Source organism: Paraburkholderia humisilvae, assembly GCF_902859855.1.
Lineage (GTDB): Bacteria > Pseudomonadota > Gammaproteobacteria > Burkholderiales > Burkholderiaceae > Paraburkholderia > Paraburkholderia humisilvae.
On record NZ_CADIKH010000010.1, the window covers coordinates 1 to 23,717 of the forward strand.

The window sequence follows — 23,717 nt, forward strand, 5'->3', positions numbered from 1 at the left end:
CGCGAAAACATGGGGCTTCTACGATGTGCTGTTCAAGGGCAATGAATTCAGGTTCCAGCGTCCGTACGGCTCGTACGTGATGGAGAACGTGCTGTTCAAGATCTCGTTTCCGGCCGAGTTCCATTCGCAGACTGCGGTGGAAGCGGCCATGACGCTGCACCGGCAAGTTGCCACGCAGGGCAAACGCGCCGAAGACATCACGAAGATCACGATCCGCACGCATGAGGCGGCCATCCGCATCATCGACAAGAAGGGGCCGCTGGACAACCCGGCCGATCGCGACCACTGCATCCAGTACATGGTCGCGGTGCCGCTGATCTTCGGGCGCCTGACCGCGGCCGACTACGAGGATGCGATCGCGCAGGACCCGCGCATCGACGCATTGCGCGCGAAGATCGAATGCGTTGAGGACCCGCAGTACACGAAGGATTATCACGACCCCGAGAAGCGTTCGATCGCCAACGCGCTGACCATTGAATTCAGCGACGGCACGAAGCTCGACGAGGTGGCGGTCGAGTACCCGATCGGCCACAAGCGCCGCCGTGCCGATGGCATCCCGCTGCTGGTCGAGAAATTCCGCACGAACCTCGCGCGGCGTTTCCCGGTGAAACAGCAACAGGCGATTCTCGATGTGTCGCTCGATCAGGCCACGCTTGAAGCAATGCCTGTCAATGAATACGTCGATCTGTACGTTATTTAGTTCAGAAACGTAGCAACGTCATTTCCTCGAAAACCCCAGGAAAATACCATGGCCCACAACCTCCACAAAACGCTCAAGGAATTCGACAGCGGTTCCGGCAAAGGCAAGTACTATTCGCTGCCGCAGCTTGGCAAATCACTAAACATCAAGATCGAGCGACTGCCCGTCTCGATCCGTATCGTGCTGGAATCGGTGCTGCGTAACTACGACGGCAAGAAGATCGCCGACGAACACATCGAGCAACTGGTGAACTGGAAGCCGAACGCGGCGCGCGTCGACGAAATCCCGTTCGTCGTGTCGCGCGTCGTGCTGCAGGACTTCACCGGCGTGCCGCTGCTCGCCGATATCGCCGCGATGCGCGGCGTCGCCAAGCGGGCGGGCAAGAACCCGAAGTCGATCGAGCCGCTCGTGCCGGTCGACCTCGTCGTCGACCACTCGGTGCAGATCGACCACTTCCGCGAGAAGGGTGCGCTCGACCTGAACATGAAGCTGGAATTCCAGCGCAACAACGAGCGCTACCAGTTCATGAAGTGGGGCATGCAGGCATTCGACACGTTCAAGGTCGTGCCGCCGGGCGTCGGCATCGTGCACCAGGTGAACCTCGAGTACCTCGCACGCGGCGTGCACAAGAAGACCGATAACGGCGACACCGTGTACTACCCGGATTCGCTCGTCGGCACCGACAGCCACACGACGATGATCAACGGTATCGGCGTGGTCGGCTGGGGCGTGGGCGGCATCGAAGCGGAAGCCGGCATGCTCGGCCAGCCGGTGTACTTCCTGACGCCGGACGTGGTGGGCGTACACCTGACCGGCAAGCTGCGCGAAGGGGTGACCGCGACCGACCTGGTACTGACGATCACCGAACTGCTGCGCAAGGAAAAAGTGGTCGGCAAGTTCGTCGAATTCTTCGGCGATGGCACGCGCTCGCTGTCCGTGCCGGACCGTGCGACGATCGGCAACATGGCGCCGGAATACGGTGCGACGATGGGCTTTTTCCCGGTCGACGAAAAGACGATCTCTTTCTTCAAGGGCACCGGCCGCACCGACGCGGAAATCGCCGCGTTCGAAAACTACTTCAAGGCGCAGGAACTGTTCGGCGTGCCGGGCGAAGGCGAAATCGACTTCACGAAGATCGTCAAGCTCGATCTCGGCTCGGTCGCGCCGTCGCTCGCCGGTCCGAAGCGTCCGCAAGACCGCATCGAAATCGGCAATGTGAAGTCGACATTCAAGGACCTGTTCTCGAAGCCGGTCGGCGAAAACGGCTTCGCGAAGAAGGCTGCGGACCTCGACGCGCAATACACGACCAGTAACGGCGTGAACGTCAAGAACGGCGACATCCTGATCGCCGCGATCACGTCGTGCACGAACACGTCGAACCCGAGCGTGCTGCTCGCCGCTGGCCTGCTCGCGAAGAAGGCCGTGGAAGCCGGTTTGACCGTCGCACCGCACATCAAGACGTCGCTCGCCCCTGGCTCGCGTATCGTCACCGAGTACCTGACGAAGACGGGCCTGCTGCCGTACCTCGACAAGCTCGGCTTCACGCTCGCCGCGTACGGTTGCACGACCTGTATCGGCAACGCAGGCGACCTGACGCCGGAACTGAACGAGGCAATCACGAAGAACGACATCGTGGCGGCCGCGGTGCTGTCGGGCAACCGTAACTTCGAAGCACGTATCCATCCGAACCTCCGCGCGAACTTCCTCGCGTCGCCGCCGCTCGTCGTCGCGTACGCAATCGCCGGCAATATCACGCGCGACCTGATGACCGAGCCGGTCGGCAAGGGCTCGGGTGGCAAGGACATCTACCTTGGCGACATCTGGCCGTCGAGCGAAGAAGTCAACGCGCTGCTGAAGTACGCACTCGATGCCGACGCGTTCCGCACGAACTATGCGCAGCTCACGAAGAAGGGCGACCTGTGGAGCAAGATCGAAGGCGCCGAAGGCCAGGTCTATAACTGGCCGAAGTCGACCTATATCGCCGAGCCGCCGTTCTTCGGCGACGACTTCTCGATGCAGCCGTCGTCGAGCATCGCCGCGGTCAAGGGCGGCCGTGCGCTCGGTATCTTCGGCGACTCGGTGACGACCGACCACATCAGCCCGGCAGGCTCGATCAAGGAAGACTCGCCGGCCGGCAAGTGGCTGAAGGCCAACGGCGTGCAGAAAGCCGACTTCAACAGCTACGGCTCGCGCCGCGGCAATCACGACGTGATGATGCGCGGCACCTTCGCGAATGTGCGGATCAAGAACCTGATGATCCCGGCGAAGGCGGACGGAACGCGTGTTGAAGGCGGCCTGACGATCCATCAGCCGACTGGCGAACAGATGTTTATCTACGACGCCGCGATGAAGTACATCGGCGAAGATACGCCGACGTTCGTGTTCGCCGGCGAAGAGTACGGTACCGGTTCGTCGCGTGACTGGGCGGCGAAGGGCACGCAGTTGCTGGGCGTGAAGGTCGTTGTCGCGCGCAGCTTCGAGCGTATTCACCGTTCGAACCTGGTCGGGATGGGCGTGCTGCCGCTGCAGTTCAAGGGCTCGGACAGCATTCAGTCGCTTGGCATCACGGGTGACGAGACGTACGACGTCGAAGGCCTCACGGACGACTTCAAGCCGCAACAGGAAGTCACGCTGGTGATCCATCGGAAAGACGGCGAAACGAAACGCGTGCCGGTCCTGCTGCGCATCGATACGCCGATTGAAGTCGACTACTACAAGCACGGCGGGATTCTGCCGTTCGTGCTGCGCTCGCTGCTCGCTGCGTAAGCGCCAAGCCAGTGTTTTGCAGGTGCTGCGTCCCGCTAACGGGACGCAGTGACTTTCAAGCCCAGCCATCGCTGGGCTTTTTTTATCGTTCAACGGCAACGGCGCCGGACATCGGCATGGCCTGTTCAGCCTCCGCCTGGTCACTCGCTTGATTTCCGCGTCGCAGTTGAGCGATCAACACGCGAATCCGCGAGACAAGACTGTCGAGCAAGACCGCCGGCGGCTCCGGCCGCATTGCACCAGACTGTCGCAGCGCGTCCATCAGCCCGGCTGCGCCGACCAGCCCGACCGCGCCGCTCAGGCGATGCAACAACGCACGCAATCCATCAGCATCGCGTCGCTCGCGACACGCGTGCAGTTGCATCAGGTCTTCTTCCATCGCCTGTTGCCAGCCGCTCAACACTTCGGCAACGTCGATGCCATGCTCGGACAACGCATCGAGATGCCGTCGATCTAGCCGCTCCTCCTGTTCGGTCCCGAGGTTCCGCGCGTTCAACAGGGGTTCGACGAACAGCGCCTGCAAGCATGCGTTAAGCGCGTCGAGACTTGTCGGCTTTGGCAGCACGGAATCGAACAGGGTGGGAGGCACCTCGACGCGATCGCCAATATCTGTTTCGCCTGTCATCAGCACGACCGGCATCTTGGGTGACGCGAGACGATTCATCGCGCGCACCCGCTTTGCAAGCTCAATGCCATTGGCGCCGGGCATATGGAGGTCGGTAATCAACACATCAAAGCTTTGCCGCGCCATTGCGGCCACTGCCGCTTCGGCGCCCGGCACGGCGACACAGCGATATCCCAGCACATCGAGCTGCCGCGCCACCACTTTGCGGTTAATCTCGTTATCGTCGACGATCAGCACTGCGCGCTGTGCGACGGTGGACGCCGGTGCTTGCGTGTCGCATGCAGGCACCCTCTGTGCACGCACGCGTCGATTGATGCCTCGCAACATACAGACGCGCTCAACTGCGCTCCACGACAGCGGATTCACCGACAGCGTTAAATGGCCATCCATTTCGCTCAGACCACCTGGAATGAATGATTCGGTTACCAAAACGATCCGCGTGACACGCGACAACCCGGGAACCGGCGCGTGTTCATCGGCGAACCAGAGATCGACATGCCCGGGTACGGGCATACCTGCCGGCACGACATCCACGCCAAGCTTGTCAAGCAAATCGCACAACGCACGGCGTTCATGGCACGCGGACAGTTCGACCACCGCCCGTCGCCGGCCGTCACCCGACGACGGTGGACGGGCGAAACGCTCAACGGTAAACGGCGCGTGGAATGCCATGCATACGCCAAAGGCCGAGCTATTGCCGATTTCGATATCGCCGCCCATGCGCTGGGCCAGCAAGCGGCACAGCCCAAGATCCGGGACGTCCGGCGTGCCGATGTGGTTCGACGCCTGGTCGTCGACGACCACCACCCGATCGTATGGCGTTCCGGGCCGCGCGCCGCTCACGCCGATGAACACGCGCTGCGAACCCGCGTTCAATGTCTCGGTGTTGGCGGCGACCGTGAGTCGGCCGACTCGAGTGGCCGAGATAGCCGCGTCCAGCAGATTGAACACGATCTGCCCGATCCGCTCGCGGTCAGCCAGCACCCATGCCGCGACCGAGCGGTCTGTGCAAACGCGCAACTGCAACCCCTTCGCAATCGCGCGCGGCGCAAGCAACGCCACTGCGCCATCGATCACACATCGCAGGTCCACCGGCGATTCTTCGAGCACGATCGCACACCTATCGGCCGGAGATGGATCGAACACATCGTGAACGTTCTGCGCGAACGTCGCGAGCGCCGAGCGAATCAGGTGTCCAACGGGCGCTCCGATAAGCTGCACCGGGCGTTGCACACCTTGTGCGCCGACCGCGTTCAACATTTCAACAATGGCCCGCGCCGGGTCGCAAACGATGCGTCGCACAAGCTCTGCGACGCGCGAGCATTCACGTTCATGGTCGACTGCCGCCGCGGCGGATCGCCGCTGTGCTTCGAGTTGCATGTTCACTGCGTGAGCTTGTGCGGCAGATGCTGTGCGACGCAGTTGTGCCAGTTCATCCTCGGCGGTACGCAAGCGGCATAGCGCGATCTCGAGCGCGGCACGCGCACGCGACGTTGCGATCAATGCGGCCACCACGACACCGGTCACGGGTGCGCCAAGCAACGCGAACGCGCATACGGACGCCAGCGCCGCCGCATGCTCTATCGCACATACGCGCGCGATATCGCATAGGCGACGCGCGAGCAGCGATGCACCCACCGGGATCACGGTCTGGCTCATATTTCCAGTTCAGGCTGCGGGTCAGTCGATCAGCTTGTGATGCACCGCGAAGTCGATCATGCCGGCAAGGGTCGACAAGCCGAGCTTTTCGCGAAGACGGGTTTTATACGTGCTGACGGTTTTATCGCTCAGATATAGCTTGCTCGCGATGTCCTTGTTGCTGACCCCGCGCGCGAGATACTGCAATACCTCGACTTCACGCGGCGACAGGCATTCGAGACCGCCTTCCCGATTCGCATTGCCCGTTTCCGCCGGAAAGCAGTCATAGCCGAGCAATACCGTACGTGCCGCCGTCAATAATTCGCCGAGTTCTCGCGCTTTGCTGACGTAACCATTTGCGCCGGCGAGCCGTGTATGGCTAGCCATCACCTGCTCCAGTTTCGCCGACAAGACCAGTATGCGAATGGTCTCATTTTGTTCGCGAATTTGACGGATCATCGATAATCCGTCGAGTTTGGGTAAATCGAGATCGAGAATGGCGAGGTCTGGGGTTTCGGAAAGAATCATATTCAGGCCGTGCTCGCCGTCACCGCACTCTCCGACGACCTGCATTTCAGGATCGGTGGCGAGCATACTTGCCACGGTTCCCCGTACCATTGGGTGGTCATCGACAATGACGATTCTTTTCATTAACAATCCTCATTTCCCGACGATTCAGAATCGGACCCGGCTAGAATCAGGTGGATAAATCATCAAAATCAGGTAGGATTATAGCAAACACATACGATATGCATTCCTTATCATAAAGCGCGACACATCGGCATTGCCCGTATGATTTTTCCTACAAACCGGCTTCGAATCTGACACATCTATTATGTCCATGCCGCGTTCCAGCATTATGGTCATCGACGATCACCCCGCAATGCGTCGCGCACTGCGTCAGGTGTTTGGCGAAACCGACGAATTTAACGTAGTCGCCGAAGCAGGAACGGCAGCACAAGCGCTGCGGTTGACCGAGAGCGCTGCGCCGCAACTGGCGATCGTCGACTTGCGCCTGCCGGACCTCGACGGCATCGAACTGATCCCCGCGTTGCGCCACGTGCGGCCTGAAATGCGGGTTCTCGTATTTTCGTCGGCCGATGAACGTATTCACGCTGCGCAGGCGAAAAAGGCGGGCGCCCACGGTTTCGTCAGCAAGGTACGCGAACCGTCAGAACTGCTTTCGAGTGCGCGTCTCGTTCTTGCGGGCTACACCTGCTTTGCCTCCGATACATCGAAAGAACGCGGCATTGTGCTCTCCGAACGCGAAACGGCCGTGTTGAGACTACTGATCCGCGGCATCAACAATATGTCGATTGCGATGTCACTCGGCATCAGCCCGAAAACGGTCAGCACCTACAAATCAAGGCTTTTGCGCAAGCTCGCGCTGCGCACCGTCGTCGACCTCGTCGAATACGCGAAGTCGAACGGCATCGGGCACTAACGGGTTTCTCGCCATGTCAGCCAATCGAGATGAAAAGTCGAGGCGTTGCGCCAACCCGCGGTCCGTCAAAAGGCAGCAGGACGCCGCGGGCTCGGATCGCTGGTCCGAACTGATCGACCATGGCCCCGCGGATCTACGTGAAATGCTGATCGAGACCACCTTGGTGGATCTTCACGACGCATACGCCACGCTGCGAGCAGGCGATTTCGTGCGAGCGGAGTTTGTCGCGCACCGGATGAAAGGAATCGCACGCATACTGGATGCGGACGAAACGGTTGCAGCATGCGGCGCGCTCGAGATGTATTGTCAACAACGTGATGCGATGCGAGCCGGCGCGGCATTGTCGCAAATCGAGCTCGGCTTCGCGGCCGTTTATCGGACCTTCGACGTATCGGACCAACCGGCACCTTCCCCGGCATCCGATCCGGATAGCTGATTGATGCGCCCGACGTGTACGCCCGGCGTGGCGGTTACCGAACGACGCCTCGCCCGGTAACCGCAATATCAACGCTCGGTTAGCGGCTCATGGTCGCCGCCGGCCGGACTCGTGCGCATGAAGTTCATCTCCACGCGGCGATTCGGCGCAAGACACTCGATGAGCTGCTGACGATCTCTCTCGTCACACTGCACGACCGGGTCGGCCTTCCCGTGCCCGCGCGCCGTCATCGGAACGCCGACGCCGCCCTGCTGCAGGTAGTGCCGGACCGAATCGGCACGCTGTTTCGACAGCTGCCGGTTGTACGCGTCGCTGCCGATACGATCGGTGTAGCCTTCGATGCCGATGGTGGTCACGTCATCGACACGCTTCAAGTCCTCAATCAACCGATCGAGGCGGGCGCGTCCATCAGGCAACATGCCGGCCACATCGCCGCGGTCGAACCTGAACGTCGTATCGCCTTGCAGCGTCATCTTCGGTTCGATCTTCGGCGGCGGAGGCGGCGGTGGTTTGCACGCATCGAGCGCCACGTCGATACCAGGCAGCGTCTGTGTCACCCGGTCGACGCGCTGCGCACTGCCGGTGAAATCGCGCGTCCACGCCTCGTGTCCCGCATGCATCATCTCGACTTCCGAACAGGCCGTCAGACGTTGTGCTTCGATGCATGTCGGAAACTGCGGTGCCGCCTTGGCAGCGAGGATTTTCTGCCAGACATCGGGACGCACGACGGTCGCCGTGCGCAATTCCGGATTATCCGCGACAAGACCGTTGCCTGTTTCAAGCGACGTGGTCAATCTGTCCGCCTCGCGCAACGCCTCTTCAATAAAGCCCCAGTGATTGAACTGACCGCGTTCCTGCTGGGCGGCATCGACCCAGCACTGCGCCTTCGCGCCGAAATAGTTGTCCTTGCGAGCGCCGAGCGCCTGCAGCCGCTTCTGCACGGTATCCGCCAACTGGTGGTTGTCAGCTCCGCGATAGGTGTCGAGCCATTGCGAGGTCGCGGCGCCGGCTGCATTGTCCTGCGTCGCCCCGAAACCGGTCTGCAAGACACTCGGGTTCTGCACTTGCAGTTGGTCGCGGGTTGCGGACGCCGAGCATCCGGCAAGCAGCGCCGCGCACGCAACGGTGATCAATGAATACTTCATGTTCGTGTTCCATCAAGAATGGGCCGCGCGGGAAACCCCACGCGGCCCGGTCAGCTACGCCGATGTATCGGGATTCAGATCAAGGCCTCGCGGTCCGCCTAGTTGCCGAATACGATGCCGACACCCGCGCGCACGATGGTGCTGTTGCCGCCCGCGCTCGATACACCGAGGTTGTAGTTGACCGTACCCTTCTCGTTCCAGCGCGACAGACCGATGCCGAGCGCCGCCGTGCCGCGGTAGCCGGCAACGCCGGCGTTGAGCGTCGTGCGGCCGGGCAGATAAGGCGTGACGATATTGAGCGCGGACGCCGATGCGATACCGCGGCGATTGTCGCGGTCCATATCGTTGATCCGACTCTGGATACCGTTTACCGCGCTGCTCAACTGACCGACATTGACTGCGTCGGTCGGTGCCGATCCGGCCGCCACGTTGGTGATCTGACGCTCCGCGCCGGGTGCGCCGACCGACACCGTGTTGTCGCGGTCAGCAACGGAGTTCGCGCCAAGCGCAACCGAATTCGTCGCAGGAGCGGAAGCGCCTACACCGAGTGCGACCGACTGGTCACCCGCCGTCACCGTGCGTGCGCCGATCGCAATCGCCGCGATCCCCGATGCGACCGAGCCGTTGCCGATTGCGATTGCGTCACCGGTAGCGGTGCCGGTCGGCAGATCGTTGACCACCACGTTCGGCGTCGGCGGCGAGTAGTTGCTGATCTGGTTCGTGACGTACGACTGCATCTGCCCGACGTTGACCGCGTCGAACGGATCGACGCCGTCAGCGACATTCTTCAGTTGCGTCGGAGACCCACCCGCATTGAAAGTCACACTGGACTTCGACGCGTTGTCGTACGCGACGAACGCGTTGGTCACGACACCGGTACCCGGGTCGACGGTGAGGCCGGCCGCTTTCAGTTGCTTCAGGTTGACCGCGTCGAGGTCGGACTTCGCGTCGGCGACGTTCGTCACCGTGACAGGCACGCTCGCACCGACACCGCCCAGCGTGACCCTGTCGCGATCCGACGAGTCGTAGACCACGCCGTCCGTGGAACCGGTCGCAATCGCGGAATTGACCGCTGCAAATGCGGTTCCGACGCTATCGTAGGTTTTCCCGTCGATCGAATAGGTCGGTCTGGATACCTTACCGTCCGCTCCGACCTTCGCGCTGCCGCCCAACGCACTCGCCAGCGAATCGGCTGCACCATACAACTGCGCGCCATTGATCGCATCCTTGCTCGACGCGGACACCGCGCCCGCCGCAAGGTTGGTCAGCGTGACCGGCACGCTCGCACTGACGCCTCCCAAGGTCACGCGATCATGTGCGGTGGTGTCGTATTTCACCGCGTCGGCCGCCCCCGCGCCGCCCGCCTGCGCCACGGCATTCAGCGCCGAACCCACATCGGTGTAGGTCGTGCCGCCAATCGCATACGCCGGCTTCTTGACCGCACCCGTACTGTCGACGGTCGCACCCCCACCGAACGCCGCGAGCGCGCCCTTCAGCTGGTCCACATTGACCGCATCAAAGCTCCCGCTGCCCGCGGCGACGTTGATGACCTGCCGCTGCAATGTCGCATTGCCGACTGAAACCGTGTTCGCCCGTTCCGCGACGGACGCCGAACCGAGCGCGACCGAACCGGTGCCGCTTGCAACGGTTGAGCTACCGAGGGCGAGCGCATCCTCATTTTCCGCACTAGCCAGATAGCCAATCGAAACGCTGTTTTTCGCCTCGAAGCCAGTCGATGCGCCGACACCAATGACCGTTGTATTGATGCCTAGCGCACCTGCTTTCGCACCGATCGCCGTGGAGCCGGTGCGCAGCGCTCCCGCGCCTGCGCCGACCGCCAATGCTTCCGGCCCGGTAGCCGCCGATGTCGGCCCGACGGCCATCGCATTCAGGTCGTCCGATGCATGCGTTGGCGCGCCTGCCGTCGTATTCGAACTCACCGCGATATAGTCGGTCACCGGCGCCGCACCGAGCAGCATCGACTGGACACCTGCTGTCTGCTTCACCACTTGCTGCTTCAGCGCGGCTAGCTGACCGACCGTCGCCGCGTCCGTCGCGTCTATACCGTCCGCGACGTGCGTGATGCGCCGTTGGCTAACGGAACTGCCGACGGACACGACATTGGCCGCATCCGTCTTCGCCCCCATACCAATCGCAATCGAGTTATCAAATTCCGCCAACGCCTTGTCCCCTATCGCGATCGAGTCGACGCCACGTGCTTTTGCGTTGCTGCCGAGCGCCATCGATCCATCCACATAAGCGGTTGCACTCAAACCGATCGCGACATTGCCCTTTCCTTGCGGCGTGCCCGCACCGGCGCCGATCGATATCGATTGATCGGCGCTTGCCAGCGCGCCACTGCCGATCGCAACCGCGCTGCCGCCGGTCGCCTTCGCCTCAGGTGTGGATACATCGTCGTTCGGGGCGGCCACACTGATGTATTTGGTCGCGGACGTGACGTTCGTATTGATCGTATCGACCGTATAACCCACCGCCGCAAGTGCCGAACCGACATCACCATACGTTTTGCCGCTGATGCTATAAGTCGGCGCTTTGATCTTGCCGTCGGCACCGGCTACGGCACCGCCTCCGAGCGCCGTTGCGGTGCTCGTCGCCGTATTGAACAACTGCGCGCCGTTCACCGCATCGCGACTGGCAGCCGCAAGCTGGCCGGCCCCCACGTTCTTCAACGCGACGGGCGCCACGGCCGCCGTGCCGCCGAGCGTCACTGCATCGTGCGCCGCCGTGTCGTAGAGCACCGCGCTCGCGAGGCTCGCGGACGAACTTGCGGCAACCGCCGACTTCAACTGGCTCACATTGACCGCATCCGTACCGGCCGAGCCCGCCGCAACGTTGGTCACACGGCGCTCCTTGCCCACTGAACCCACGGACACTTCGCCGGCCGGCGTGACGCCCGAGAGTTCGAGCGAACCGGGCTGGTAAGCGGACGCGCTAAGGTTGGCAACGGTAAGGGCGTTCGCACCGAGCGCAACCGAATTCGTGCTGGTCGCGCGCGCATTGCCGCCGATCGCGACGGAATCCGTGCCGGTCGCGGTCGCACCATCGAGCGTCGAGTTCGCGCTGAAGTATTTGATTCCGCTGCCGTTGGTGATGTTGTTCACGACGTTGGTCAGATTCGTCACGTTTCCGGAGACGTTCGCGACGTTCTGATTCGTCTGGAACAACTGCGCACCGTTGACGGCATCCGTGCTCGCGGCGTTCAGCGCACCTGCCTTCAGGCCCGTAATCTGCGTGCCACCGCTGCCTTTCAGCGTGATCGTGCTGCGCGTCGAATCGTCATAGGAGACGAACGCGGTCGTCACGTTGCCGCTCGTGTCGATGCTCGCGCCAAGATCCTTCAGTTGCTTCAGGTTGACCGCGTCCGAATCGGCCTTGCCCGCCGCGACATTGGCCAACGTCACCGGCACCGATGCATTCTTGCCACCGAGCGTCACCCGCGTTTTCGTCGTGTCGTCATAGGCCACGAACGAGCCAGTCACGCCGCCCGTCGTATCGAAGCTCGCGCCGAGATCCTTCAGTTGCTTCAGGTTGACCGCGTCGCTATCCACCGTACCGGCTGCGACATTGACAATCTGCCTCTCAGCACCGGCTGCGCCGACCGACACAGTATTCGCGCGATCCGCCAGCGCACCCGAGCCGAGCGCGACCGAACCGGACGCGCTCGCACGCGCATCGCCACCGATCGCTACCGAGTTCGCGCCGGACGCTGACGAATCCGCGAGCGCCGAATTTGCGTGGAAGTACTTGACGCCATTTCCGCCGCCCGTGATGTTGTTCACGACGTTGCTCAGGTTCGTGACGTTCTGATTCGTTTGATAAAGCTGCGCACCGTTGACGGCATCCGTGCTCGCGGCGTTCAGCGCACCTGCCTTCAGGCCCGTGATCTGCGTGCCACCGCTGCCTTTCAGCGTGATCGTGCTGCGCGTCGAATCGTCATAGGAGACGAACGCGGTCGTCACGTTGCCGCTCGTGTCGATGCTCGCGCCAAGGTCCTTCAGTTGCTTCAGGTTGACCGCGTCCGAATCGACCTTGCCCGCCGCGACATTGGCCAACGTCACCGGCACCGACGCATTCTTGCCACCGAGCGTCACCCGCGTTTTCGTCGTGTCGTCATAGGCCACGAACGAGCCAGTCACGCCGCCCGTCGTATCGAAGCTCGCGCCGAGATCCTTCAGTTGCTTCAGGTTGACCGCGTCGCTATCCACCGTACCGGCTGCGACATTGACAATCTGCCTCTCAGCACCGGCTGCGCCGACCGACACAGTATTCGCGCGATCCGCCAGCGCACCCGAGCCGAGCGCGACCGAACCGGACGCGCTCGCACGCGCATCGCCACCGATCGCTACCGAGTTCGCGCCGGACGCTGACGAATCCGCGAGCGCCGAATTTGCGTGGAAGTACTTGACGCCGTCCCCGCCGATCGCGATGTTGTTCACCACATTGGTCAGATTCGTCACATTGCCGGCGACGTTCGCGACATCCTGATTCGTCTTGAACAACTGCGCGCCGTTTACCGCGTCGGTGCTGTTCGCGCTCAGATTACCGGCGCTCAGGCCCGTGATCTTCGTGCCGCCGCTGCCCTTCAGCGTGACTTGCTGCTTCGTCGAATCGTCATATGCGACGAAGCCGCCGTTGACATTGCCCCCGCTATCGAAACTCGCGCCGAGATCCTTGAGCTGTTTCATATTCACGGCGTCGGAATCCGCCTTGCCGTCTGCGACGTTGGCGAGCGTCACCCGTTTCGTCGCGCTCGTGCCGCCCAGCGTGACCTTGTCGCGCGCGGTCGTGTCATATTTAACGGAGTCGGCCGCACCCGCTCCCGACAGAGCGGCGGCGTTAATTGCCGAGCCGACGTCCGTATAGGTCTGGCCGCCGACCGTATAGGTCGGCTGTTTGATCGTGCCGTTGCCGTTGACGCCAGCACCACCGCCGAGCGCAGTGGTGATGCCGGTCAACTGGTCAACGTTGACCGCGTCGTACTTCGCCGTACCCGCCGCCACATTGACGATTTGACGTTGACTGGTGCCGTTGCCGACCGATATGGAATTCGCGCGGTCCGCGACCGACCCGGCGCCTAGCGCAACGGTATTCGACGCATTCGCGGTCGCGCCCTTGCCTATCGCGACCCCGCTAACCGCCGCCTCCAACGTCACGGCATTCGTACCCAACGCCACCGAGCCGACGCCGTTGGCCACGGAAGTGGTGCCCAGGCTCAGCGTATCCTCGCTTTCCGCACTGGCGAGATAGCCGATCGCGACGCCGTTTTTCGCTTCGAATCCTGTCGATGCGCCCACACCGATCACCGTCGTATTGATGCCCAGCGCGCCCGCTTTCGCGCCGATGGCTGTGGAACCGGTGCGCAACGCGCCTGCGCCCGAACCCACCGCCACTGCATTGGGTCCGGTGGCCGCCGATGTCGGACCGACGGCCATTGCGTTCAGATCGTCCGACGCATGCGTCGCCGACCCTGGCGTGGTATTCGAACTGACCGCTATGTAGTCGGTCACCGGCGTGGCGCCGAGCAGCGCCATCGACTTCAAGCCATTGCTCGGCTGCGTCAGTTGCTTTTGCAGCGCGGTCAGCTGCCCGACCGTCGCCGCATCCGTCGCGTTGATGCCCGCCGCGATATTCGTGATGCGCTTCTCCGCGCCGACATGGCCGAACGAAACGGTATTCGCCTCGTACGCCTGCGCACCGGAGCCAATCGCGACCGAGTCGTCGAACTGCGAGCGGGCGCCGGTGCCGACTGCCAGGCTTCGATTGCCGGCGGCGAATGCGCCTCCGCCGATCGCGGTCGTTTCACTACCGAGTGACAGCGACTCGCTCGCATTCGACACGACCTTCACGTACTTCGCCGTTACCTGCACGTCCTTGCCGACCGCGCCGATCGCGTTCATCGCGGAGCCGATGTCGTTGTACGTCGTGCCGGAAATCGTGAAAGTCGGTGCGGTCACCGTGCCGTCCTGTTTGACGGCCGAACCCGCTCCGACGACCTTCGCCACGCTGTTCGCCGTTGCGAACAGCTGGCCGCCGTTCACCGCATCCGCGCTGCCCGTGTCGAGCCGACCCGCCGCGACGTTGGTCACCTGCACCGGCGTCGGCGCGGTCACCCCACCGAGTGTCACTTTATCGTGCGCACTCGTGTCGTACGTCACGCCATTCGCCGACCCCGAACCGATCTTCGCATTGACTGCCGACAATGCGGACCCGACGTTGCTGTACGTAGTGCCGTCGAGGGTATACGCGGTCGACACGCGACCGTCCGCGCCCACTGACGACGCACCGCCCAACGCACTCGCCACGCTCGACGACGTCTGATAAAGCTGCGCGCCGTTGAGGGCATCGGTACTCGTCGCGGACACGCCTCCCGCGGCGACATTCGTCAGCGCAGCAGGTACACCGGCCCCCACGCCGCCAAGCGTTACCTTCGTGTGCGACGACCCATCGTACTTCACCACGTCCGGCGAACCACTACCGCCACCGCTTGCCGAAAGCGCATCGAGCGCTGCTCCAACGTTGTGATAGGTCTTGCCCGACACCGTATACGACGGCGCGGTGATCGATCCATCGGCCGTATCGGCACTCGCACTCCCGCCCAGCGCATTCGCGGTACTTTGCGCAAGCGCGCCGAAGCCCTTGCCGATTTCCTGGAAACCTTGATTCGTCGCTGTCGCCAAAGCGAAGATCTGCGAACCGTTGACCGCGTCCGTGCTGTTCTGCGTGATCGCGCCAGCGGCGAGATTGGTTACCGTGACTGGCTGCGAAGCACCCACGCCGCCGAGCGTCAGCGCCGTATGCGCGGCTGTGTCGTATTGCACGAGGTTCGGCACGCCGCCGGTGATCGCGTTCTGCACCGTCGTGTTCAACTGACGCAGATTGACCGCGTCGGTGTCGGTCGTGCCCGCGGCAAGGTTCGTCAACTGACGTTCCAGACCTGGGCTGCCGATCGACACCGAGTTGGCCCGATCCGCCCGTGAGTTCGAACCGATCGCAGCTGAGTTATACGCAAGCGCCGTCGCGTTACCGCCGATCGCAACGGATTCCTTGCCCCCGGCTGTCGAATCGGCGAGCGTCGAATTGGCGTGGAAAAATTTGAGGTCGGTGGTGTCCGGCGGCGGCGGTGGCGGCGTGACACCGCCGCCACCCATACTGGCGATCGCCGCGTTCAGCTGATTGACGTTGACCGCATCCGTCCCGGCGCTACCCGCCGCGACGTTGACGATTTGCCGCTCGCCGCCTTGCCGGCCAACTGACACGGTGTTCGCGCGTGTTGCGACGGAATCGTAGCCGATCGCGACAGACTTGCTGCCAAGCGCCGATGCGTGTGCGCCGAGCGCCGTCGATCCATCCGCCGATGCGAGTGAGTGTCCGCCAAGCGCGGTTGTGTATGTGCTTGTGGCTTGCGCGTCACCGCCCAGCGCGACCGCGTGATACAGACCGTTCGCCTGCGCGTTGACCCCTACCGCAACGGTCGACGCGCCCTGCGCAAGCGACGCCGCGCCGATCGCCACCGGTCCGCCACCCGCGTTGCCGCCCTCCGATGCGTAAGTGGCGCCATCGGTGCTGGTACCGTTGGCACGCGCGCCACCACCGATCGAAATCGCGTCACTGCCGCTCGCCCAGGAGTCGGGCAATGCGGAATTCACGTGGAAGTACTTGAGGTTGTTGCGATCGTACGTATACGCGTAAGCATCCTGCGCACTCACACCGTTATATGTGACATTCGTCGTGCCGCCGCCGTCCCCGCCGCACCAGAACAGGAAACAGAAGAACCAGTCGTTGCTCGGCTTGGGTGCGGCCGCGCTGTTCGGGCCGTTCGCGCTAGCCTGACTCGTCGGGACCTTGGGCACCACCGTTGTATCGGCCGCATAGGACATGCCGACCGCCCCGAACGTCGCCGCGGAGGCGAGCGCGGCAGTCGCGATGTTGCGCGCGCGGCGACTCGATTTCTTGCCCGCCGATCGAGCGGTTTCCGCCGCTGCGACATACGTGCCGGTTGACTCGTTCCACACTGACTTGTACGCCTTGTTCATTCCTCTTGCCTTCCCACAAATAACACAGGTGAATTTCTCGTGCGTGCGCTTTTAACTGCGACAGACGGCTCCCGATAAAGCCTGACAATCGTTTTATTCGATTGATCCAGACTTCTCGCGTGATCAATTTATATTTTCGAGAAACTTTTAAAAATCAGGGAAAGATGCGTGAGCGTAGGATTTTTCCGAAAATGCAAAGGGAAAGAGGAATTCGTGACACGCAGCACATATCGGATCGACTTATCCGATCGACTAAAGGACGGACCAGCGGGAGCACGCGAGAATGCGCGTACTGCATCGGGATCGCTTTGGGAAACATGCGGCCCACGCGAAGAAATTTCTCACATTCCAAAGCGTCAGTCTTCTTTATACTTCGACTGCACGTGATCGAATATATATTTATTGCAGGTCACGTTGCATCGATTGATTTCAAATCAATAACCAGATTAATGCTGGAAAAATCCTCAATTCACTCTCTTATTATTTTTTATGAGAAAACCTGTCAAACATTGCCTTGCTCTCAAGAAAAGCAGGCAGCGCGGTCAAGGTATGACCGAATACATCATTATTGTGGCGCTGATTGCGGTATCCGCAATCGCTGTCTATGCGTCGTTCGGTAAAACGATTCGCCAGCAGACTGCCGGGCTGGCGCATGAAATGTCCGGTACCGATTCGGCGAATGATGTGAATGACGCGAAAACTGCCGCCAGCAATGCGAAGTCCGATGCTGGCAAAAACAAGGGCATGGGTGCGTACGGAAGCGGTGGCAATATGGACGCAGGCACGGACGGCAAGTAACGCTTAGCATTCCAGAACGATCATGCAACGCTCCGCCCGCAAGGGCAGGGGCCGCCCCGCCCGCTCTCGCGGACAGGCGCTGGCTCCCGCCCTCCTCTTTCTGCTGATCGGCGGTATCGGCCTGTACGTCGCATTCGGCTCGTTTCAGATGACCGGCGCGAAAATCAAGCTGCAGAACACCGCCGATGCGGCCGCGTATAGCGCCGCCGTGCTGCAGGCACGCGACTACAACTTTTCGGCTTACACGAACCGCGCGATGGTCGCCAATCAGGTCACTGCAGCGCAAGTGGTCGCGTTGAAATCATGGATCGACGAACTCGACGCGACCTATACGGGATACACCGACACAGAAGATCTCATTCGTACGCTCGCCGCTCATCCGGCATTGTGGAGCATACCGAACCAGCGCGGCCGGATCGATATTGCCCCGGTGCGCAATACGCTTGACGCGTTGCTGCCCTCTGTTGAGCAAGGCATCGGCTCGATCACACGAGCGCTAAGCACCGCCCAGCTCCACTATCACATGGCGCTTATCACCGCGATACCCGACACCGTAGATGCAGTCGCGCGGCAAAACCAGCCCGATACTCATGCAACCGCCGGTTTTTTCACGAGCACACGCAACGCCACGCAACTCGTCGCCTGGCAATCCTATACGACGATTATCACGCCGGCCGGCACGCTGGATCGCGACCGTTTCGCCGACGTCGTGACAGATGCGCAAACGCTCGATGGTTTCGTCAAACAACGCGCATCGTCGCGAAGTGTTGCGCCCAACTACCAGCAACTCGATGACCAGGCATCGCCGCAATGTCGGCCTGCCGGCCGTATCACGATCAACGTGTCGCATATTGGCGGGACACAACTGCGTACCGACAAGAAAGGCTGGCAATCGATCGACGCAAGCACCGCGCACATCATGACCCCGTGCACGGGGCCGATCGACGCAATCGCCGGCCACGGTGGCAGCACCAACGGCAACACGCGCGGCTATATGACAAACCCACCATTCGTGTCATGGAGCGACTGGAAGGGATACGGCGGTTACTACAATTTTGGCGATCACACCAGCCCGACACCCGGCCTCCTGATCCCGGATGCGATGGCCGAGCAATTTACGCTCGGTCCCGGGCCATCGCTCGACGCGAACAATGGCGGCCTGCTCCCCTATCAGGACATTGCCGGCACCCCGAGCGCCGACGACGCGCCGCGCATCACAATCGAAGTCGAACGCGACATCGGTACGCTCACCCCGACGCGACAGCTCGGTGGCGCGGCACGCATGCAGGTCGATAACGGCGGCGCACGCGGCGTCATGCGCGCGCTCGCGAGCGCTCAGGCGTACTTCGTGCGTCCCTCGGGAGATCCATTCGGCGCGGGCGCACTGTTGCATGCGAGCGAATGGCTGCGCGAAGACGGCAAGGTCGAATATCCGAGTACTTTTAGTCCCTACTGGCAGGTCCGTCTCGCGCCTGTCAGCGATGGCGAACGGACCGCTGCAAGACAGGCGCAGATGCCGGTCGCCGCCGGAACGCGGGGCCGACCATGACATCACGCGCTTGCTCAAGTGTGAAGCTTCACGGACCGCGTGCCCGGCATGCGCCCACCGGCCAGGCGATGCTGGAGTTTCTCGTGGTAACGTGCCTCGCCACCGGCGTTCTGTTCACCGCGTTGGCGATGCTCGGCAAATTCAGCGACGTCCGCAACAAGACACTGCTCGGATCGCGCTACGTCGCGTGGGAACGCTCCGTATGGCTCTCCTCCGACGCGAATGCCTCTGCGGATGCGACGCGCAGCGAGCGCGACTGGTTCGCGGCGTACGGTAGCGGCGCTTTGCAAGTAACGAAAAGCGACCGTGACATTCAGCACGAGTTTCTACAAAGGACCTTCGCCGCAAACGGCGGCCAGCTCCTGGCCACCGATCGAGACGTGGATCGCCTGCCCGCCGCCGGTCAGGCGATGTGGCGCGACCACAGTGGTCAGTCGCTGCTTGCTGCCGCACAGGACGTCGCCGCGTCCAGCAGCGCAGCACCGATCCCGTCTGCCGCGCTTGCGTCGTACACCACGGCACCCTATGGCACGGTCCTCACAGCGGATGGCGCGACGTTCGCCGCGACGCTGGATTTACCGACTCGCAACCTGCAATCCGGCACGCTCACCGTTGCCATCGGTAAGCAGAGCGACGCACTCAAGCGCTTATGGCAAGACTTCGACGGCCTCACCTTTGTCGACACCAATGCGTTGCTCACCAACACGTGGTTGCCCGAAGGCTCGGCGAACGGCCGGACGCTGTTCACGCGCGCCGCGCCCGCAGCGCATGTCGAGCTGGTCTCGCCGACACTGTACAGGGGCCTGCGACGCTATGCACCGGAAATCGACACGCTGGAATTCGGCCGCATCCAGCAAGACGTTTTGCCGGGCGATCGCGTTGCCCCATGAAACGCTCATCTTTCGTCGCCTGGCGCTTTGTGCGTTGCGCCGTCCGCTGGTCTGTCCGATTCAGGTGGCTGGCCTGCACGCTACTGCTGCCGGTTGCGGCCGCTGCCGAATGCGATCGGCGACCCGTGCAGCCCGAGCGCATCCAGATCATCGGCCGCGACATGCTGGTGAACGGAGTTCCGGCAACCGTCTATGGCCTTGAGTTCGCGCAGTCCGCTGATGAGGTATCCGAATCGTTTCGTGCATTCTGGGCGCGCGAAGGGGTGCCGGCCAAAGCACGGCTCGAGTTCTCGGGCCTACTGTTGTCCGCGCTCGATGGAGCATGCCACTACGTGCTGCTGATCGCGCCGGTACGCAAAGGCCTGCACGCGAAGGGAGTGATGAGCGTGGTGCGTCTGAACGGGGGCAGCGCACGGCACCTCATCCCGGACTCGGCGGTGCCGTTGCCACCTGGCAGTAAAACGGTTTCCGACATTGAAAGCCATGATCCGGGCCAAACCGGCCGGACATGGATCGTGCGTCTGAACGGCGATGCGGTGAATCAGGCGCGCGGCTACGGCCGTATGCTCGCCGCGCAAGGCTGGACGACGGTTGCATTCATGCCCGTCTACCCGCTCGACAGTACGCGGCAGGCGGTCGGTGGCGCGATCGGGATGCAGCGCGGCACCGACCGCGTCGACGCTGTTTTCTCCGACCGCCAGGGCCAGACGCAGGCGGTCATTCACATAACAAGGGATCGCTGACATGCACCGACATGCCATCACCCGTGCGACCCGCAGCACGTCGCCATCCCGGCAGTGCGGCCAGGCCAGCGTCGAATATCTGGTCGTCGCCTGCGCGCTCGTCATCGCACTGCTGGCCGGCGATCAGGTGCCCGCAGTCACCGCGCTGATCGCCGCGCTCAAGTCCTGCTTCAGCGCGTATAGCTTCGCACTGTCTCTTCCCTGATGGACCTGTATCTCTTTGTTTCGTCATGTTAAAGAAAATCAGATTTCGTTCGCTGTTCGGCAATGCGTGGATCGTGCTGCTCGTCGCGGTCTCGATCGCCGGCGCGCTGACGTTCTTTGTCTACCGGTATCTCGTCGACCACGAAGCGAAGCTCAAGGCCGAAATGTCCGGCAGGCAGACACGCCCCGGCGTTGCGGTCGTCGTGCCGAATCGCGATGTCCCGGCAGGGACGGCGTTGTCGAGCGGCGATTTCGTCTCGCGCGACATAGCCGCCGATCTCGTATACGACGACATGATTCGAGTCACGGACTTCGATGCGTATCGCGCGTCGAAGCTGGTGCGCCCGGTATTGCATGGCCGCCCTTTGCGGACAGGTGACATCGATGCACTGCGCGGGCGTGACTTCTCCGACATCCTGCCGGCCGGGCAACGGGCGCTGACGCTCGAAATTGACACCGTTAACTCGACTGCGTCGCTGGTGCGGCCGGGCAATCGCGTCGACATCTACTGGGTCGGCACGAGCCTCGACCCAGCTGCGGACGCGTCCAGGCAGCCCGACGAGCACAAAGTCATCAGGCTGCTGATGGCCGATGTCCTGATTCTCGCGACAGGCCAGGACGTCCGTCCACGCAATGCGGATGACGCACAGGATCTGGCCGACAACCTGCACACCAATGTGAACTACAACACCGTCACTGTGCAGGTGCCGTCGACGCAAGCGGCGCGTCTCGCGCTCGCTCAGCGTGTCGGCTCGCTACGCCTGATCTTGCGCAATAGCGACGACCGGCAATCCAGCTTGCCCGCGAGGCTCGCCGAAGATGACCTGTTCCCGATAGCGGCAGGACCCCGCGATACGCCTGTCGTCGAGATCATTGCAGGCGGCGGATCGTCTGGCTTGACGAGGATCGCACCGGGTGTTGCCGGCTCCGACCTCACGATGTCCGATACACGCACTGCGCCGCCGGCCGCTCCCGCTGCATCGGATCCGCCGGCGACGGGCGTGCCCACAAGCCTGTACGACGAAGCAAACGCGATCGCACGACAACTTCAGCAACGCGGCTCGCGCAATGCGTCGAACCGGAATTAAAGCACCCCGCACGAGTTTCCGATGAAAGTGAGTCACTGCATCATCCGCCGCGCGGCGTGGTACCGCGCGTTCGTTCGCCTTGTTTTGAGCGCCGTCAGCACGCTCTCGCCGTGTGACGCCGCGCAAGCCGCGCTTGCACAGACGCCCGTCGCCGCTCACGGGATCGACGCTGTATCCGCCACTGACGGAATTCTCGAAATGTACCGAGGCGAAGTCAGAATGGTCGACGTGCCCGGCACGATCAAACGCATCGCAATCGGAAACGGCAAACTGATCACCGCGAACGTCGTCGACGGCAGACTGATGCTGCTTGCGGAAAGCGCCGGCGTCACGTCGCTCATTGTCTGGAATAACGCCGGCGTTGCGCTACAGACCACCGTACGGATCGCAAAAGGCGACGTCGCTGCAACGGCCACGCAATTGCGCGACGTGCTGGCCTCGGTCACTGGACTTCGCGTGCAAACGATAGGACCGAACATCGTGCTCTCCGGCGCCGTGCATCGAGACATGGCGCCGGTCGTCAAAGCCGCGATTGCCGATCTGGGCAACGTCATCGACACGACGACTGTCGACGAGGGCGATGCATTGAAGAAAACCGTCCATTTCAAGGTGCAGATCATGGAGATCACGCGCACCGGTCAACGGGATCTCGGTATCGCATGGGACAGCCAGTTCAACGGCCCGCAACTCACCGGCCAGGGCTTTACGGGCAGCGGCATGCCAGGCACGAACTTCTTCTTTGCCGGACTCGCGTCGTCGCTCACGTCGAAGATCAACTTCGCGATCAACAACGGCGATGCGTATATTCTCGCGGCTCCCGAATTAAACGCAAAAAGCGGCGGGACCGCGACCTTTCTGGCCGGCGGCGAAGTGCCGATCCCGAAGGCGGGCGCGCTCGGCACCACCGACGTCGACTACAAGCCATACGGGATCAAGCTGAACATCAAGCCGGTGGTCGATGCGAACAACGTTATCTCGGCCAATGTGCAGACCGAAATCAGCCAGATCGACCCGTCGGTTTCATACGGCGGCTTTCCGGGATTTCTTACACGCAGCGCGACGTCGGACATCTCGATTCGCGCGGGCGAAACAATCGCGATTTCCGGACTCGTCAGCGCAGATGCGCTCGACGCGTCGAATGGCATGCCATTTCTCGCCGGGCTGCCGATCATCGGTCAACTGTTTCGTTCGGACAAGTTCCGCTCGAAAAAGAGCGACCTTGTCATTTTCGTCACACCGCTGATTTCGGACCCGACGCTCGCACCGAATACGGATTTGCTCGCACGGTCGGACAAAGGCGCGAACCTCTATCGCGAGCGATTCGGCGATCCGAGTCCGCTTGGCGATAGCGCGGCTCCCGCAGCCACGCCGGCCGCCGCGCGGGAGCGCGCCGTGCCGCCCGCCGTGTCGGACACTTCGCACGACGCCGGCACACCGACACCGACCGTGCCGTTCGAAGGCGCCCCCCGCGCTGCCGACATCACGCATGCGGCGCGCGCTTACGCTGCGCCAATCGGGCTCGCTGAAGCCATCCAGATACGCAACGCCCAACTGCCGACGATCAGCGAACCGACGGTCGCTACCGCGCCGACCCTGCAACCGGCTGTGCGTCCCGGCGAAAGCAACTGATCACTCGA

The 23,717-nt window shown here is 62.4% G+C and carries 15 protein-coding genes; 11 read left to right on the plus strand and 4 right to left on the minus strand.

Annotation, left to right across the window (positions count from 1 at the left end; translation table 11 throughout):
• On the plus strand, window positions 1-700 hold a 700-nt coding region (locus HV796_RS12310; protein ID WP_175226771.1), incomplete at its 5' end, for an MmgE/PrpD family protein.
• Window positions 701-748: 48 nt separating this feature from the next.
• Window positions 749-3,466: an aconitate hydratase AcnA gene (acnA, locus tag HV796_RS12315; protein WP_175226772.1), complete on the plus strand. Its 2,718-nt coding sequence runs from the start codon at window positions 749-751 to the stop codon at window positions 3,464-3,466.
• Between the two features lie 82 nt (window positions 3,467-3,548).
• Here the strand turns inward: acnA and HV796_RS12320 are convergent, their stop codons facing one another.
• On the minus strand, window positions 3,549-5,750 hold the full coding sequence (locus HV796_RS12320) for a response regulator (protein ID WP_175226773.1): 2,202 nt from the start codon (window positions 5,748-5,750) through the stop codon (window positions 3,549-3,551).
• 21 nt (window positions 5,751-5,771) lie between these two features.
• A complete protein-coding gene (locus tag HV796_RS12325; RefSeq protein ID WP_175226774.1) occupies window positions 5,772-6,380 on the minus strand; it encodes a response regulator transcription factor in 609 nt (202 codons plus the stop codon).
• A 208-nt stretch (window positions 6,381-6,588) separates the two neighbouring features.
• Here HV796_RS12325 and HV796_RS12330 point away from each other — a divergent pair, with 208 nt between their 5' ends.
• Both HV796_RS12330 and HV796_RS12335 read left to right on the plus strand, forming a co-directional pair.
• The gene (locus HV796_RS12330) at window positions 6,589-7,173 is read left to right on the plus strand and encodes a response regulator (protein WP_175226934.1); all 585 of its coding nucleotides are present in this window, start codon (window positions 6,589-6,591) and stop codon (window positions 7,171-7,173) included.
• Between the two features lie 142 nt (window positions 7,174-7,315).
• Window positions 7,316-7,609 carry an Hpt domain-containing protein gene (locus HV796_RS12335; RefSeq protein ID WP_175226775.1) on the plus strand — a complete coding sequence of 98 codons (294 nt, stop codon included), beginning with the start codon at window positions 7,316-7,318 and terminating at the stop codon, window positions 7,607-7,609.
• A 68-nt stretch (window positions 7,610-7,677) separates the two neighbouring features.
• Here HV796_RS12335 and HV796_RS12340 read toward each other — a convergent pair whose 3' ends face one another.
• Both HV796_RS12340 and HV796_RS12345 read right to left on the minus strand, forming a co-directional pair.
• Window positions 7,678-8,754, minus strand: coding sequence for an OmpA family protein (locus tag HV796_RS12340; RefSeq protein ID WP_175226776.1), 1,077 nt, complete (start codon window positions 8,752-8,754; stop codon window positions 7,678-7,680).
• A gap of 98 nt (window positions 8,755-8,852) precedes the next feature.
• Complete coding sequence (locus HV796_RS12345; RefSeq protein ID WP_175226777.1) at window positions 8,853-16,808, minus strand: ESPR-type extended signal peptide-containing protein; 7,956 nt, start codon at window positions 16,806-16,808, stop codon at window positions 8,853-8,855.
• 549 nt (window positions 16,809-17,357) lie between these two features.
• Here HV796_RS12345 and HV796_RS12350 point away from each other — a divergent pair.
• The 7 genes from HV796_RS12350 (at window position 17,358) to HV796_RS12380 (ending at window position 23,709) form a co-directional block, all read left to right on the plus strand.
• On the plus strand, window positions 17,358-17,606 hold the full coding sequence (locus HV796_RS12350) for a pilus assembly protein (protein WP_246355830.1): 249 nt from the start codon (window positions 17,358-17,360) through the stop codon (window positions 17,604-17,606).
• Between the two features lie 22 nt (window positions 17,607-17,628).
• Window positions 17,629-19,155 (plus strand): hypothetical protein, encoded by a 1,527-nt coding sequence (locus HV796_RS12355; protein WP_175226779.1) that lies wholly within the window; start codon window positions 17,629-17,631, stop codon window positions 19,153-19,155.
• Between the two features lie 68 nt (window positions 19,156-19,223).
• Entirely contained in the window at window positions 19,224-20,045 is an 822-nt protein-coding gene (locus HV796_RS12360; protein WP_175226780.1) for a hypothetical protein, read from the plus strand.
• Window positions 20,042-20,788, plus strand: coding sequence for a hypothetical protein (locus tag HV796_RS12365; protein WP_246355831.1), 747 nt, complete (start codon window positions 20,042-20,044; stop codon window positions 20,786-20,788). The genes HV796_RS12360 and HV796_RS12365 overlap by 4 nt, the downstream gene beginning before the upstream one ends.
• Before the next feature lies 1 nt (window position 20,789).
• Window positions 20,790-20,993, plus strand: a complete 204-nt coding sequence (locus tag HV796_RS12370) for a hypothetical protein (protein WP_175226781.1) — start codon at window positions 20,790-20,792, stop codon at window positions 20,991-20,993.
• A 25-nt stretch (window positions 20,994-21,018) separates the two neighbouring features.
• Window positions 21,019-22,080, plus strand: a complete 1,062-nt coding sequence (gene cpaB, locus HV796_RS12375) for a Flp pilus assembly protein CpaB (protein WP_175226782.1) — start codon at window positions 21,019-21,021, stop codon at window positions 22,078-22,080.
• 21 nt (window positions 22,081-22,101) lie between these two features.
• On the plus strand, window positions 22,102-23,709 hold the full coding sequence (locus HV796_RS12380) for a type II and III secretion system protein family protein (RefSeq protein WP_175226783.1): 1,608 nt from the start codon (window positions 22,102-22,104) through the stop codon (window positions 23,707-23,709).
• Window positions 23,710-23,717: the final 8 nt, after the last annotated feature.